The 15,313-nt window shown below is 40.6% G+C and carries 13 protein-coding genes; 1 reads left to right on the top strand and 12 read right to left on the bottom strand.

Going from position 1 to position 15,313, the window contains the following annotated elements:
• Positions 1-215: 215 nt before the first annotated feature.
• The 6 genes from hemL to hemA all read right to left on the bottom strand — a co-directional run bounded on the left by hemL (position 216) and on the right by hemA (position 6,609).
• Positions 216-1,505 (bottom strand): glutamate-1-semialdehyde 2,1-aminomutase, encoded by a 1,290-nt coding sequence (gene hemL, locus DCC39_RS17400; protein WP_116556165.1) that lies wholly within the window; start codon positions 1,503-1,505, stop codon positions 216-218.
• A 29-nt stretch (positions 1,506-1,534) separates the two neighbouring features.
• Positions 1,535-2,515 carry a porphobilinogen synthase gene (hemB, locus tag DCC39_RS17405; RefSeq protein ID WP_116556166.1) on the bottom strand — a complete coding sequence of 327 codons (981 nt, stop codon included), beginning with the start codon at positions 2,513-2,515 and terminating at the stop codon, positions 1,535-1,537.
• A complete protein-coding gene (locus DCC39_RS17410; protein WP_116556167.1) occupies positions 2,512-3,306 on the bottom strand; it encodes a uroporphyrinogen-III synthase in 795 nt (264 codons plus the stop codon). The genes hemB and DCC39_RS17410 overlap by 4 nt, the downstream gene beginning before the upstream one ends.
• Positions 3,303-4,235 (bottom strand): hydroxymethylbilane synthase, encoded by a 933-nt coding sequence (hemC, locus tag DCC39_RS17415; protein ID WP_116556168.1) that lies wholly within the window; start codon positions 4,233-4,235, stop codon positions 3,303-3,305. The genes DCC39_RS17410 and hemC overlap by 4 nt, the downstream gene beginning before the upstream one ends.
• Before the next feature lie 154 nt (positions 4,236-4,389).
• A complete protein-coding gene (locus DCC39_RS17420) occupies positions 4,390-5,205 on the bottom strand; it encodes a cytochrome C assembly family protein (RefSeq protein WP_116556177.1) in 816 nt (271 codons plus the stop codon).
• A gap of 24 nt (positions 5,206-5,229) precedes the next feature.
• Positions 5,230-6,609, bottom strand: coding sequence for a glutamyl-tRNA reductase (gene hemA, locus DCC39_RS17425; protein WP_116556169.1), 1,380 nt, complete (start codon positions 6,607-6,609; stop codon positions 5,230-5,232).
• A gap of 211 nt (positions 6,610-6,820) precedes the next feature.
• Between hemA and DCC39_RS17430 the strand changes: the two genes are divergently transcribed.
• On the top strand, positions 6,821-7,300 hold the full coding sequence (locus DCC39_RS17430; protein WP_116556170.1) for a hypothetical protein: 480 nt from the start codon (positions 6,821-6,823) through the stop codon (positions 7,298-7,300).
• Positions 7,301-7,357: 57 nt separating this feature from the next.
• Here DCC39_RS17430 and DCC39_RS17435 read toward each other — a convergent pair whose 3' ends face one another.
• From DCC39_RS17435 to lonB, 6 genes are all read right to left on the bottom strand, one after another.
• Entirely contained in the window at positions 7,358-8,734 is a 1,377-nt protein-coding gene (locus DCC39_RS17435; protein WP_116556171.1) for an MFS transporter, read from the bottom strand.
• Positions 8,735-8,753: 19 nt separating this feature from the next.
• Positions 8,754-9,215, bottom strand: a complete 462-nt coding sequence (locus tag DCC39_RS17440; protein ID WP_116556172.1) for an SCP2 sterol-binding domain-containing protein — start codon at positions 9,213-9,215, stop codon at positions 8,754-8,756.
• A gap of 43 nt (positions 9,216-9,258) precedes the next feature.
• Positions 9,259-10,221 (bottom strand): ribonucleotide-diphosphate reductase subunit beta, encoded by a 963-nt coding sequence (locus DCC39_RS17445; RefSeq protein ID WP_116556173.1) that lies wholly within the window; start codon positions 10,219-10,221, stop codon positions 9,259-9,261.
• 237 nt (positions 10,222-10,458) lie between these two features.
• Positions 10,459-11,043 carry a ribosome biogenesis GTP-binding protein YihA/YsxC gene (gene yihA / locus DCC39_RS17450; protein WP_116556174.1) on the bottom strand — a complete coding sequence of 195 codons (585 nt, stop codon included), beginning with the start codon at positions 11,041-11,043 and terminating at the stop codon, positions 10,459-10,461.
• Positions 11,040-13,364, bottom strand: a complete 2,325-nt coding sequence (gene lon, locus DCC39_RS17455) for an endopeptidase La (protein WP_116556175.1) — start codon at positions 13,362-13,364, stop codon at positions 11,040-11,042. Before lon ends, yihA begins: the two co-directional genes overlap by 4 nt.
• 130 nt (positions 13,365-13,494) lie before the next feature.
• Positions 13,495-15,177, bottom strand: a complete 1,683-nt coding sequence (lonB, locus tag DCC39_RS17460) for an ATP-dependent protease LonB (RefSeq protein WP_116556176.1) — start codon at positions 15,175-15,177, stop codon at positions 13,495-13,497.
• Between the last annotated feature and the right edge of the window lie 136 nt (positions 15,178-15,313).

Genomic DNA, 15,313 nt, shown 5'->3' on the forward strand with positions numbered 1-15,313 from the left:
AAGCTAGAATAAACTATTCTAATATCTATTTTTAAAAATCTAATGTTGAACCAAGGGAGTAGTATGCCCAAAAACAGGAAATTTTCGGGGCTACCAGATTAAGCTTTAACAAAATTAGAAAATCTCTTTTAGTTATTGTCAATGAAACAAAAAAATTGATATCTTTGCTTCAATTAATTCCCTCATGGGCAAAGTGTGAATAATTCAGGTTAAAGTTATTTTTTTAATTTTTTAAATGCCGTGTCTGCTGCAGCGATTGTTTTTTCAATATCTTCATTACTATGGGCAGTTGATAGAAACAATCCTTCAAACTGAGAAGGAGGAAGGGAGACGCCTTCTTCCAACATCGTTTTAAAATAAGACGCAAAGAAATCAAGGTTGGATGATTTTGCAGCTTCATAGTTTATGACATCTTCATTTGTGAAAAATAAACCAATCATCGAACCCGCACGATTAATCGTATGTGGCACATCGTATTTTTCAGCCACTTGTTTTAAACCCTTCTCGAGCAGATCCGCTTTTCTTCGAAATTCAGTATAGGTTTCGGGTGTAAGCTGTGAAAGCGTTGCATAGCCGGCAGCCATTGCAAGGGGATTTCCTGAAAGGGTTCCCGCCTGATAGATTGGCCCGCTCGGCGCGATTTGCTCCATCACTTCTCTTTTTCCACCGTAAGCGCCGACTGGGAGCCCGCCTCCGATGACTTTTCCTAAACATGTCAAATCAGGGCTAATGCCGAAATAACCTTGCGCACAATGATAATCGACACGAAATCCTGTCATTACTTCATCAAAAATAAGAAGGCTTCCGTATTCTTCTGTTACTTCTCTTAATCCTTCCAAAAAGCCCTTCTGCGGAGGGACAACGCCCATGTTTCCAGCGACAGGTTCTACAATCACACCGGCAATGTCTTCGCCGAACTGTTCAAATGCGTAACGGACGCTTTCCAGGTCATTGTATGGAACGGTAATCGTGTTTTTAGCAACACCTTCTGGCACGCCAGGGCTATCAGGAAGGCCAAGTGTGGCTACTCCGGAACCGGCCTTAATTAATAAAGAATCACCGTGGCCGTGATAGCAGCCTTCAAATTTTATGATTTTATTTCGGCCTGTATAGCCCCTTGCCAGTCTTAATGCACTCATTGTTGCTTCAGTGCCGGAGTTTACCATCCGAACAACTTCGACAGACGGAACGCGAGAAATTACAAGCTCGGCAAGCTTCGTTTCAAGCTCGTGCGGCGCACCGAAACTTGTCCCTTTTACTGCTGTTTCTTGAATGGCGGCAATAACTTGTTCGTCAGCATGGCCTAAAATGAGAGGTCCCCATGAAAGCACATAATCAATGTACTCATTCCCGTCAATGTCATACACTTTGGAACCCTTGCCCTTTTCCATGTAAACAGGATTCATATGGACAGACTTAAAAGCACGAACAGGGCTGTTGACACCACCCGGCATTAATTTGAGCGCTTTTTCAAACGCTTGTTTTGAACGTTCATACGTTTTCACACATACGCACCCCTTATCGAGCAACTTTGTTATTTTTCGTCTAACCATCTAGCAACGTCTTTTGAATGATACGTCATAATAAGATCGGCGCCTGCCCTTTTTAAGCCTGTGAGCATTTCAAGAACAATTTCTTTCTCATCAAACCAGCCATTTTGGACGGCGGCTTTGATCATGGAATATTCTCCGCTCACATTGTAGGCAACAATGGGATAAGGAAAGCGATCTTTTAGTTCTCTAATGATATCCATAAAAGACATCGCAGGCTTCACCATTAAAAAGTCGGCGCCTTCAGCAATATCTGATTCCGCTTCCCGAAGTGCTTCAAGACGGTTTGCTGGATCCATTTGGTACGTTTTTCTGTCACCAAATTGAGGAGCACTGCCTGCTGCGTCCCGAAACGGCCCGTAAAAAGCAGAAGCATATTTTACCGAGTAGGACATAATCGGAATCTGTTCAAAACCTTCTTCGTCGAGCCTTTGCCTAATCGCTGCAACAAATCCGTCCATCATATTTGACGGCGCGATGATGTCCGCCCCTGCTTTCGCTTGTGAAACAGCGGTTTCAGCAAGCAACTTTAAACTTTCATCATTCTCAACCATTCCATCTTTTATCACGCCGCAGTGACCGTGATCGGTATACTGGCAAAGGCATGTATCTGCAATAACAGTTAAATGTGGATGGGTTTCTTTAATTTGAGCAATGGCCCGCTGAACGATTCCGTTGTCGGCGTATGCTTCAGAACCGACATCATCTTTATGGTTTGGAACACCGAACATAATAACTGACTGAATGCCAAGACTAGATACTTCTTCAATCTCTGCTTTAAGATTATCGAGTGAAAGATGGTAAACTCCAGGCATCGAAGAGACCTCTTCTTTAACCTTTTCACCTTCAACAACAAAGATGGGATAGATTAAATCTTCTTTATGTAATCTTGTTTCGCGGACGAGTTTTCTCATGCTGTCACTTTGTCGCAGACGGCGATGCCGGTCAAATTGTAAGCTGTTCATTCTTTTTTCCTCCTAAAATAATGTATGATTTCTTCAAGCAAGCCTTCTGTTGTATTTACTTTTGCGACAACATCGGGGGGAATTTCGTATTTGATCATCGTATTTGCAGTTATCGGGCCAATGGCGGCGAGGCATGTCGATTTCAGTTTGTTTTTCCAATCTATTTTACTTAGCAGTTCAACGAAATGGTTGACAGTTGAGGAGCTTGTAAAAGTAATGACATCAAGGCTTTCATTATTTATTTCTTCAATAAGTTCTTTTTGTCCTTCTTGATTAAGCTTTGTTTCGTAAGCGACAACATCGACAACATGCAAACCATGTTCATTTAATTTTTCAGGCAAAAGATCTCTCGCTAAATTTCCTCTTGCCATTAATACATGCTCGCCTTTTTTGATTTTCCCTAAAAGGGCATCAACTAAGGCTTCCGCGGTAAAATGCTGCTCCGGAATCAAATAGGCCTGAAATCCAAAGTTTTCAACCTCTTGCTTTGTTTTCGTTCCGACAACGGCAATTTTTATATGTGTCAACCACTCCTTCGGAATCTTTTCCTTCTCTAAAACTGAGAAGAAAGCTTTCACTCCATTTTGGCTCGTTAAAACAAGCCAGTCAAACTGTTCGATGCGCCGTAATGCCTCTATCATTGGCTGTTGATTTCCCGGTGGAACAATAGAAATAAGCGGAATGACAACCGGTTCCCCGCCTAAACCACGAATGTTTTCGGCAAAGCGCTTCGCTTGAGATTTCATTCTCGTTATTAAAATGCGTTTCCCTTCCAACGGTTTCGAATTCATTTGTCCAACTCTTCTTTCACACGTTCAAGAATCGTTCCTGCCCCGCGTTCGATAAGCCTCTTCGCCAGTTGTTTGCCAAGCTTGCTAGGTTCAGAACCTTCCTCACTTTCACTTATAATGACTGAACCGTCAGGTTTACCTACAAGGCCTGTTAATCGAATGGCATCACCTTGAGTCATTTCGGCATAGGCCGCAATCGGCACTTGGCAACCGCCTTCAAGCGTATGTAAAAAAGCCCTTTCGGCTGCCACGGTTTTCATTGTCGGTTCATCGTTTAACTTAGTGAGGATATCAATCATTTTGTTATCGTTTTCCCTACATTGAATCGCAAGTGCGCCTTGACCAACAGCAGGTAAACAAGTGTCGACAGGGAGATATTCTGTAATGATTTCATTCGACCAGCCCATTCGCTCAAGTCCTGCAACAGCTAAAATTATGGCGTCATAGTTTTCTTCATCCAGCTTCCTGAGGCGTGTCTCTATATTTCCCCTAATCCATTTTATCTCTAAATCAGGGCGCTTTGCCAAAATTTGCGCGGATCTTCTTAAGCTGCTCGTTCCAACAATCGCCCCGCTTGGCATCGAATCGAGTGAATCATACTTTTTTGAAATGAACGCATCGCGGTGATCGGCACGGATCGGAATGCTGGCAATGATCAAACCTTCTGGAAGATTCGCGGGCATGTCTTTCATGCTGTGAACCGCCATATCAATTTCTCCATTCAGCATAGAAAGTTCCAATTCTTTAACAAAAAGCCCTTTGCCACCGACCTTGGACAATGTCACATCAAGAATACGGTCACCTTTTGTCATGATTTTTTTTACTTCAAATTCTATCGGCAACTTTAATTCTTTTAACCGCTCGATGACCCATTTTGTTTGTGTCATTGCCAAATTGCTCGTTCTGGATCCTACAATAATTTTAGTCATCAAATTCCTCCTAGAAAAGCTCCGTTAAACAGTGTAATATAACCGCGCCCGCGGGTTCGATTTACCTTCCGAGAAGCGGGTTTTTCTTTCAAAAAAAGGTTCTCTTCAGGTAAAATCGCCCCGCTAATACTCAACTTTGTAATAGAAAAGCCTTTTACCACCAATGAAATTCTGAAAATGAGCGTGATAGAAAAATATTGATTAATAATAATAAAAAAGCCACAATGTTTATAAATGAAAGGCTTTTGCCTTGAGTATTTTTCACTACTTTCGCATATAAAAAGAAGCAGTATCCGATGACTACCATAATAGACGTGATAACTTTAGCATCCAAATAATTGAATTGGTCTATTGTGAGATGGCCCCAAATCCCACCCCATATAATGCTTAGCGACAATAGCGGCACACCAACCATTGCAAAGAAAAATGACATTCTTTCAAGCTCGGTTAAACTTCCGAACCTGCCTAGCCGTTTAATGCTTTTCTTATTTTTAAGCATTTCATACTGAATAACATACATGACTGCAAATACGAAAGAGAGCGTAAACGCCGCATAAGATAAAAAAGCCATTGCAATGTGCATAAGAAACAACTCTGTCGTCAACGTCGCCGTTATTAAAGGGGATAATTCGCTCTTAGGAGAAAAAAAGTGAAGCGACATCATTAAAAATCCGATCATATTCGCAAAGAAAACGAAAAAATCAATACGAGAAAACCAGTTAATGATTAAAGACAGCGTAATAATCATCCAAGTGACGAAATAAAACCCTTCAAAGGGGGTTAATATTGGATAACGATTTAAATCAAAAAAATAGACGACAAAAATCAAAGTTTGCAAAGCCCATACAATAGAAAGCAACCAGAAAGCAAAGCGGTTTGCCTTCCGGTTGTTTTGCAAAAAATCTATAAAATACCCGAGTAAAGAAATAGCATAGAGGATAATCGTTATTTCATAAATCCAATCGATCATATACAAAGGGCCTTGCCTCCTCTCCTAGGGGCGAAGCGGCAATTCTTTCAATGTTCCAACAGAAGCTAGCTTCTTTTTTTCGGTTGTTTCATTTTTTTTCTCAAACTGTACCTGCTGCTTTTCTTTTTCCTTCTCAACTTCTTCCTGAATCGCAAAGATTCTTACAAACATTTCCATTGCTTCTTCAGCCTTTGGCTCTGCAGCCATTTCCTTCAATCCTAAAATAGGATCTCTTAGAAGCTGGTTTACAATGCTTTTCGTATGCTTTCTTAACACTTTTATTTCTCTTTCGGATAAATCGGGAAGCTTACGCTCGATACTTGCCATCGTTTCCGATTGAATGGCGAGTGCTTTTGTCCTTAACGCGGAGATCATCGGAACAACGCCAAGCGTGTTTAACCAAGATTGAAATTCTACAACAGCTTCTTCAACCATTAATTCAATTTTTTCTGCTACTTTTTTGCGTTCCTTTAAGTTCTCTTCAACGATATGTTTTAAATCGTCAATATTGTACAAAAAGACGCTTTCGTTTTTGTCAATTTCGGGATCGAGGTCTCTGGGAACGGCAATATCAATCATGAATAAAGGCCGACCTTTACGCTTCTTTAAGGCAGGCTGGACAATGCTATTCGTTACGACGTATTCCTTTGATCCGGTCGAGCTAATGATTATATCACAGTCGGTCATTGCCTTTTGAAGTTCATGAAATGACATCGCTTGCCCTTTCAGTTGCTTAGCGAGCCGTTGAGCCCTTTCGAACGTGCGATTCATAACCGTTATTTGTTTTACACCGTTACCTCGTAAATTTTTAGCCGTTAATTCACCCGTTTCGCCTGCTCCGACAATCAGTACTTTCTTGTTCTTTAAATTCCCAAAAATCGTCTTTGCAAGGTGAACGGCTGCATAGCTGACGGAGACGGCTGACTCATCAATCCCAGTTTCATAATGCGCCTTTTTAGCCAGTGTCACTGCTTGTTTAAAGAGTTCATTGAAAATCGTCCCTGTTGTGCCTTCATCTTGCGCCAACATAAAATAGTCACGAACTTGCCCGAGGATTTGTGTCTCACCCAACACCATGGAGTCGAGCCCACAGGTGACCCTAAACAAATGCTCAATGCATGCTTCATTTTCGCGTATCGTTAAGTAAGGTGTGAACATCTCTTTATCAAGCGAAAACCAGTCAGCTAAAAATGCCTTCGTATAATAGCGGCCTGTGTGAAGCTGATCACTTACGACATATACCTCAGTACGGTTGCACGTTGATACAATCACACATTCTAAAATGCTTTTCGTATGGCGCAGTACTGATAGTGCTCGAGGCAATTCTTCGTCTTGAAAAGCCATCTTCTCCCGTATATGAATTGGGGCTGTTTTATGGTTTAAGCTAAGTACAAGAATGTGCAAAAGGATCACCCTCTACTTCGAACAAAGTCTTTACTACTAGTTTAGCATTGATTATGCAATTTCATACGATTAATTGTGAAAAGTGTTTGAATCGTATGGTATGATAAGAAAAATGCTAATACGTTTTCTTTCATCAAATTTCCTAACTTAATACCGAAGCTAGTATAACAAACAATTCGACACGAATCAAAAATCTTGGAGCGAAGACGAAGTGAGAAATCATCATATTTTCATTGGTATTCTTCTTTTGGGTGTAGGCCTATTTTTCTTTTTAGATTCTTTACATGTCACTTTTATTCAAACGCTATTAGATTGGCAGTTTATTTTAATTGTCATTGGCATTGCCTTTCTCGCACATGGATTTTTAGGAAAAGAAGCGGCTTCGTTTTTCCCTGGTACACTTCTTTTAGGATTAGGTATTCACTTTTTTGCAGCTGCAAATGTTGAATTCTGGCCAAAAAGTTGGGGAATGTACACGCTTATTGTAGGCGTCGCCTTTCTTGTTCAATACTTTAAAACGAAAAAAGGAGGCTTTTTAACCGCATGTATTCTAATTATGATTTCCCTATTAGAACTTTTTTATGCCAATTTTCAACTTATCCTTATGAAAGTTGAAACACTATTTAAAGGGTTTTGGCCAATTTTGTTAATTGGGCTTGGCCTCTACTTTTTGTTTTTCAAAAAGAAATAGAAAAAGACTAGATCAACGCCATATGATCTAGTCAAGTTTATCTGTGTAACGAATCATTTATTGGGCTTTTTCAGCAGGAGGAACAGAAACTTTTGTAGGGAATAATTGTCCGATTGCTAGAAATGGAAAGATTAAGTAACATATCATACCAATTTCAGCAATCATAAACCACGATTTCCAACTTCCTGTCGTTTCGACGACGACGGGGGCCAACAAAGCGACTAACAATGCGGCAAGCCTTGTAACCAAACCATAAAAACCCCATCCCGTCGCTTGAATATTCGGATTCACCGATTCAAGGTTCTCTGAATACATCGCCATCCATGGGGAGTAGGCTGCAGCACCCGTAAAGCCAGCCAAAAACGAAAAGACCCCAACTAAGCCTAAGTTTGTTGATGCGCTCATTCCCCAAATGATCCAGATTGGATTGAAAATAATAGCTGATAAAGCACCGACTAGTGTACAGATTTTCCTTAATCCTATTCGATCAGATATCCCACCTGCCAAAAACAATCCAATGAAAGTTCCGAGCCAATAATACATCGTAAATTTCGAACCTTCAGCCGTCGTAACATTGTACACTTCAGTAAAAAACAATGGCCCGTAGACAATCATAGTGAAATAAATTGGCAAAAAAATCACAATACCTATTGGCTGTATCCAAATTACAGGGTGAGAAAATATCCCTTTTAACCCCGTTTTTTGAGAAATCGATTCCCCTTTATCTTGATGCTTTTCTGCTGCCTCGCCTTCCTTCGGTTCAGAAACATATATTTTCGACCTGAGTTCAGGTGATAAATCACGCAAACAAACGAGAATCACAATCCAAAACATCACACAAATCGTGCCCATAATGTACAATTGCGATTGCCACGTGCCGAAAATCGGCAATGTCCATGAAGCAATAAAGTTCGCAATAAATGGACCGCCTACAGGTCCTAACGTCCAAAATGCATAAGCAACTCCTCTCCCCATTTGGGGTGAGAAATCGCGTACAAGTCCAGCGATTGGCGCAAATGCTAAGCCATCTACAATGCCCAGTAAAATTTTAATAATTAAAAACCCTTGTATCGTCGTAATGCCCGCTAATAAAAAGATAAAAATCGCTGTAAGAAAAACGCCCATCAGAACGATAATCGATCGTCCCCAACGGTCAGCGTACACACCGACAAATAATGAAACTAAAGCAGTTACAATGATCGGGATGACATTTAATTGGCCGTAAATGGCTGCCGTAATATTTAATTCTTCCAGTAACATCGGTACGATCGGTGCAAGGTTCCCTTCATAGCTGGCAATGATATTTGCAAACACAACAACCGCTAAAAGAAAAATTCGATAACGGCCTACTGGATACTTCGTTAACTCTCTTCTTTTTGCCTCCTTTTTAAATAAACCTTTCAAGCCTGTCGGGGATGTGTATGAACCGGGCATGCCAATCCCTCATTTCATATTAAGATGATGTTAGCTTTTCTTGGATGGGAACGCGAAGCCCACAGCGTAGCAGTTCTACAAAATAGTAAATATTCCGAAAAAAGAAATGAATATTTCCTTGGGCTAGTTTTATTTTACGGTACATCATATTCTGAGTAAGATTCCGCGGGCCTTCAATCACTTCGATCCAATCCGCTTTCGTTCCAGATAAGACAACATCTGCCGAACCTCTTTCCTCAAATGTCCCAATATAACCATTTACAACTTCGCCTTCTTTAATATTGAAATAGGCATAACGGTCATTTTGTCCATCATCATTTTTCATGACAAGAGCAAGCTTTATATTTAAATTTTTTTTACAATTTTCAATCCAGTTCCAATAATTGGGCTCAACACTGTTTTTACGTTCTAGGGAAGGGCCTTTTTTCATTTCTTTTTCAACTTGTTCTACCCATTCAACGCTAAAAAGTTCGTGATTCATCTGTATTCCCTCCTTGTCAAATGACGTTAAACTTCGTTCACGATCATCCTCCAGCCGCAGCCTCTGGCTCAATCGCCCGAATTTTATCCTGTAATTCTTCCGGAATAGGAAGTCCAATCATATTAAATTTCTTTTTAAGATTCGTCATCATGACATTTCTGATCATATCTCTTTCGTACCCGAGCATCGAGTAATCAACCTTTTGAGTAAATGTACTGCTCAACGTTAACATTGTTGTAACCGTATCGTAGACAATCGTTGTTAATTTCGAATCATTATGAATCAATTCTTTCAACAATCTCATCCCAAATTGAACATGGCGTGATTCGTCACGTGTTGTAGCCAAAAACCCTTTATGAAAGCCAGGAAGAACATTATTATTTTTGCAAAAGCTAAGGGTGAGTTTCATGACGCTCAATGCCAAAACGCCTTCGATCCAAAGTTGATAATTTGTTAAAGCAGAAACGAGCAATCGTTTATCATCCGGGTTTACACGAATTTGATCAACAAGATAAGCTAAAAAACCGAACGCTCCAATAAATGTTTCACTCATAAAATCAAATGATTTATCGAGGGTTTCCATCATATTCTCAGCTTCAATTCCGACTGCTTCCCGGTAAAACCGATCGAAGAAAATGGTATGCCTCGACTCATCTTCCAAATGGCTTGATAGAAAGACTTTATGCTCATCTGTCGGCATTGCTGAAATCATTGGAATGACATCTACGGCTACTTGTCTTTCACCGTGGTGAAATCCGGAAGCAATGCTTAAAAAAGCTTTTCGCTGCCCTTCTGTTAATTTTTCATTCCAGTCAATTTTATCTTGTTTAAAATCCAGCTCTTGGATTTGCCATCGTTGCTTTTCATACTTGTAATAAAGATCAAGTGGGTAATTTTTGTCTATTTTTCTTAGACCATCATGAATATAATCAAGCAGATGGTCGACATTGAAATCATGATGCAACGATTCAATATCCACTCGGTCAATCTTTTCAAAATTAACCATAGAGACTCCTCCTTTTCAAAAATGACAATCTACTTGTTCGTAGGAAAATTTGCTCGTCACCTCTCCTTTCCTTGGTTGGACTTACAAAGGAAGTGCTTTCATATCATGTATCCCGAAATACAAAATAGCCTTTAGGTGCTCTTTTGTATTGTTATTATATTCCCTTAATTTAAAATTTTCAATAAATTTTTTTATTGAAAGCTGCGGAGAAACCGCAGCCATCCTATCACTTCAATATTAATAAACTAGCTTTTTAATGGATTGCCACACAGCATCCTTCCCTTCACCTGTTTCAGCCGAAAAAGAAAGAAGCACATCATCAGGATCCATGTTTAATGTAACTTTCACTTGTTTTAAGTGTTTTTGACGTTTTCCTTTTGGAATTTTATCCGCTTTTGTAGCGATAACGATAACCGGAATCTCAAAATGTTTAAACCAATCATACATAGCAATATCGTCTTTTGTCGGTTCGTGGCGCATATCTACGATTAAGATCGCCCCACGCAGCGGTTCCCGTTCCAAAAAGTAGGTTTCAATCATTCGTCCCCAGGCTTCTCGATCCGCTTTGGATACTTTCGCATAGCCATACCCTGGGACGTCGACAAAGCACAATTCTTGGTTGATTAAATAAAAATTTAACGTTTGCGTTTTCCCAGGCTTCTGCGACGTTCTTGCGAGATTCCTTCTGTTTATCATTTTGTTGATAAAGGAAGACTTTCCTACATTCGAACGGCCGGCAAGTGCTATTTCCGGAACATTAAGTTCCGGATATTGATGAGGCTTGACAGCACTTGTCACGATCTCTGCTTCAACGACTTTCATTGCTTCTCCCCTCGATTTAACGCATACTGAAGGACTTCGTCAAGATGGGAAACTGGAATAAACGTTAAATCTTTTCTTACACTTTCGGGAATATCATCAAGATCTTTTTCATTGTCTTTCGGAAAAAGAATCGTTGTTAACCCCGCCCTGTGCGCGCTCAAGCTTTTTTCCTTTAGCCCTCCAATTGGAAGAACCCGGCCTCTTAAGGTAATTTCCCCTGTCATGCCGACTTCCTTTTTTACAGGGATTCCGGTTAATGCGGACACAATAGATGTTGCAATTGTAATTCCTGCTGAAGGGCCGTCCTTTGGTGTCGCGCCTTCAGGAACATGGATATGGATATCGTTTTTATCATGAAAATCCGCGTCTATTTTGAGCTGTTCAGCCCTTGAACGAATATAACTGAAAGCCGCTTGCGCCGACTCTTTCATGACATCGCCAAGGCTTCCGGTCAAAATCAATTTCCCTTTCCCGGGATAAATCGACACTTCAATGGAAAGCGTATCCCCTCCAGAAGGGGTATAAGCTAAGCCAGTTGCTGAACCCACTTGGTCTTCTTCTTCTGCTTGTCCGTATCGAAAGATTGGTTTTCCAAGAAATTCTTCAAGGTTATTCTCGGTGATAATGACTTTCTTTTTACCAGTTGTTATGATTTGCTTTGCTGCTTTACGGCAAAGCGAAGCAATTTGTCTTTCAAGATTACGGACCCCAGCCTCTCTTGTGTATTGGCGAATCAGCTTAACAATAGAGCCCTCGCGGATTTGCAGCATTTTTTTTTCCATCCCATGTTTTTCAAGCTGCCTAGGTATTAAATGATCTTTTGCAATATAAGTTTTTTCAACTTCAGTGTAGCCGGCAATGCTAATCACTTCCATCCGATCCAAAAGGGGTCCGGGAACCGCCCCAATATTATTGGCAGTTGTAATAAACATCACATTCGATAAGTCGTAGGGTTCTTCAATAAAATGATCACTAAACGTACTGTTTTGCTCAGGATCGAGCACTTCAAGCAAAGCAGCGGAAGGATCACCCCTGAAATCATTTGCCATCTTATCAATTTCATCCAGTAAAAAGACAGGATTTATCGTTCCAGCTTTTTTCATACCTTGGATAATTCTTCCGGGCATTGCCCCTACATATGTCCGCCTGTGTCCTCGAATTTCAGCTTCGTCACGAACGCCCCCAAGTGAAATGCGGACAAAATTTCGATTTAAGGCCTTTGCGATGGAGCGGGCAAGCGAGGTTTTTCCAACCCCTGGGGGGCCTGCAAGACAGAGGATCGGGCCTTGTAAAGATTTTGACAGCTGTTGAACGGCGATATATTCAAGCACACGTTCTTTGACTTTTGTTAATCCGTAGTGATCTTCATTCAGAACCTCTTCCGTATACTGGACATCAAGCCTGTCCTCTGTTGCTTTTGTCCATGGCAATTGGATTAGCCAGTCAAGATAATTGCGTACAACCCCGCTTTCAGCTGAACTGGACGGAATTTTTTCATACCGTTCAAGCTCCTTTAATGCTGTCTCTTTCATATGTTCAGGCATTCCAATTGATTCGATTTTTTCTCTTAAGTCAGCAACCTCTCCCGCTTTTCCTTCTTTTTCTCCAAGCTCTTTTTGGATTGCCTTCATCTGTTCACGCAAATAATACTCTTTTTGTGTTTTTTCCATTGAACGTTTTACACGTTGCCCAATTTTCTTCTCGATATCAAGAATCTTTTTCTCGTTGTTTAAGATTTGTATTAAGACGTTTAATCTTTCTTTTACATTTTCGGCATCTAATATTTGTTGTTTTTCTTGAACCTTTAATGTTAGATGTGAAGCAATAACGTCTGCTAAACGCCCCGGTTCTTCAACATCTTGAACCGATGCCAACGTTTCTGCCGATACTTTATTTGAGAGCTTGATATATTGTTCAAAAAGATCCAAGACCGTTCTCATGAGTGCTTCTTCTTCAGCATCTTTTGAAGCATGTTCTTCAATCAGTTCCACATCCGCTTCAAAATATTGTTCGGTCTCTGTAAAATTCGTTATTCTCCCTCGTTGGATGCCTTCAACAAGTACACGAATCGTCCCATTCGGAAGTTTAAGCATTTGTTTTACTTTTGCATATGTTCCCATTTTGTATATATCTGTTTCTTCCGGCTGTTCTAAAGCACTTTCTTTTTGAGCCGTCAAAAATATAAATTGATCCCCTAACATAACTGATTCAAGCGCTTGAACAGATTTTTCACGCCCAACATCAAGGTGGATAACCATCGATGGATAGACAAGCAATCCTCTTAAGGGCAATATTGGAATTCTAATTTCTTGTTTTGACATAGATCCGCACCTCCAATGAGCCATTCAAATAAAAACAATTTATAATTAATCCTTATTTTAACGTAATAAAAATGCATTTGCGAATGATAGACTTCTTCGAATATATTAACATACAATGAAAAACCCCGACTTATATCTTTCTAGTCGGGGCCCCATGTAATCCACTAACCGCCGGTACGATATTCGATTTTATCTCACCGTGATTTGGCAATAACACAAGGTCAAGAACCTCTACAAAGTCACTTACTGGTATAATTTCAATTCCTTTTATTTGCTTTAACATTTCCTGGTCGTTTTCCCTCGGGATAATCACCCGGGTCGCACCCGCTTCTTTTGCAGCTTTTACTTTTGCAAATATTCCTCCAACGGGCTTGACTTTTCCATGTATGCTGATTTCACCTGTCATCGCGGTTTTTGAATGAACGACGTTGTTGTTTATTGCTGAAACAATTGCCGTCGCCATTGCTATTCCAGCTGAAGGCCCATCTACTGGGGTCCCACCCGGAAAGTTAATATGTATATCATATTTTGAAGCGTTAATGCCTCTTTTTTGCAAAACAGTCAGGACATTTTCGACTGAGCTTTTCGCGAGACTTTTTCTGCGAATCGATTTGCTGCTATTGCCAATGCTTTCTTCTTCTACGATTCCAGTTATCGTTACTTCGCCTCTTTCACCTTTTGCTTTGCATACGGTTGCTTCAATTTCAAGAAGTGCGCCTGTATTTGGACCGTAAACTGCAAGCCCGTTTACAATTCCAACCTCCCCTTCTTCATTCACTTTCTTTTCCGGCCTCGGGGAAAGTTGGCTGGAGTAAACAACCCATTCAATATCTTCTAGCTGAATAACCTTTCTTCCATCTGCAGATGCAACACCTGCTGCAATTTGAATGACATTCACTGTTTCACGGCCGTTGCGTGTATATTTTGTTACCATGTCAACCGCCTCATCAGAGATGTCACATTTTATCTTCACAGCTGCTTTTTTGGCAATCAAGGCAATTTCAGATTGTGTCAGCTCCCTAAAGAAGACTTCTAAACACCTTGAGCGAATAGCCGGCGGGATTTCTTCAGCCGATCTTGTTGTAGCCCCAATTAATCGAAAATCTGCCGGAAGGCCATTTTTAAAAATATCATGGATATAATCTGGAATCGATTGATTTTCTTCACTGTAATAAGCGCTTTCGAGAAATACTTTCCGGTCTTCCAACACTTTTAACAACTTATTCATTTGGATTGGATGGAGCTCCCCAATCTCATCAATGAAAAGAACGCCGCCGTGCGCTTTCGTCACAGCACCTTGCTTAGGCTGCGGGATTCCCGCCTGTCCCATTGCACCTGCACCTTGATAAAGCGGATCATGAACCGCTCCAATTAACGGATCCGCGATGCCTCTTTCATCAAATCTTGCAGTCGTGGCATCAAGCTCAACAAATACAGCATCATATCGAAAAGGTGAATTTTTATTCCGTTTCGCCTCTTCCAATACAAGCCTTGCAGCCGCTGTTTTACCGACACCAGGCGGTCCGTAAATAATGACATGCTGCGGGTTGGGACCACAAATGGCTGCTTTTAATGCTTTGATCCCGTCCTCTTGGCCTATCACCTCTTTGAAGCTCGAAGGTCGAATCTTTTCTGACAATGGCTTTGTCAATGAGATATTTCGCATTCTTCGCAGCTGTTCCATTTCTTTTTTCGATTCTTTATCAATCGAAACTCGCTGTGTTCTCTGATTACGCAACAAATTCCAAAAGTAAAGTCCAATGACTACACCAAAAAATAACTGTACAACAACAGCAAGAACTGTCCAATTCATGAAGTGACCTCCTGAAACAAATTCGCTTTACTATTATCTCCCAGCAGGATGGTCACTAAACGATAAATTAACAATCAAAACCACCCGTGTGAACGGGTGGTTTGCTCTACGGCTGAAAGCCTTTGTTACTGGCCAG

The sequence above is a fragment of the Pueribacillus theae genome, from assembly GCF_003097615.1.
GTDB classification, from domain to species: Bacteria; Bacillota; Bacilli; order Bacillales; family UBA6769; genus Pueribacillus; species Pueribacillus theae.

What these genes read in the sequence shown, in the direction of transcription:
- DCC39_RS17420 (WP_116556177.1), bottom strand. Translation starts at nt 5,205, where the DNA reads ATGATCGATTGGATTTATGAAATAACGATTATCCTCTATGCTATTTCT.
- yihA (WP_116556174.1), bottom strand. Translation starts at nt 11,043, where the DNA reads ATGAAAGTCGTTGAAGCAGAGATCGTGACAAGTGCTGTCAAGCCTCAT.
- lon (WP_116556175.1), bottom strand. Translation starts at nt 13,364, where the DNA reads ATGTCAAAACAAGAAATTAGAATTCCAATATTGCCCTTAAGAGGATTG.
- DCC39_RS17445 (WP_116556173.1), bottom strand. Translation starts at nt 10,221, where the DNA reads ATGGTTAATTTTGAAAAGATTGACCGAGTGGATATTGAATCGTTGCAT.
- DCC39_RS17435 (WP_116556171.1), bottom strand. Translation starts at nt 8,734, where the DNA reads ATGCCCGGTTCATACACATCCCCGACAGGCTTGAAAGGTTTATTTAAA.
- DCC39_RS17440 (WP_116556172.1), bottom strand. Translation starts at nt 9,215, where the DNA reads ATGAATCACGAACTTTTTAGCGTTGAATGGGTAGAACAAGTTGAAAAA.
- hemB (WP_116556166.1), bottom strand. Translation starts at nt 2,515, where the DNA reads ATGAACAGCTTACAATTTGACCGGCATCGCCGTCTGCGACAAAGTGAC.
- DCC39_RS17410 (WP_116556167.1), bottom strand. Translation starts at nt 3,306, where the DNA reads ATGAATTCGAAACCGTTGGAAGGGAAACGCATTTTAATAACGAGAATG.
- hemC (WP_116556168.1), bottom strand. Translation starts at nt 4,235, where the DNA reads ATGACTAAAATTATTGTAGGATCCAGAACGAGCAATTTGGCAATGACA.
- lonB (WP_116556176.1), bottom strand. Translation starts at nt 15,177, where the DNA reads ATGAATTGGACAGTTCTTGCTGTTGTTGTACAGTTATTTTTTGGTGTA.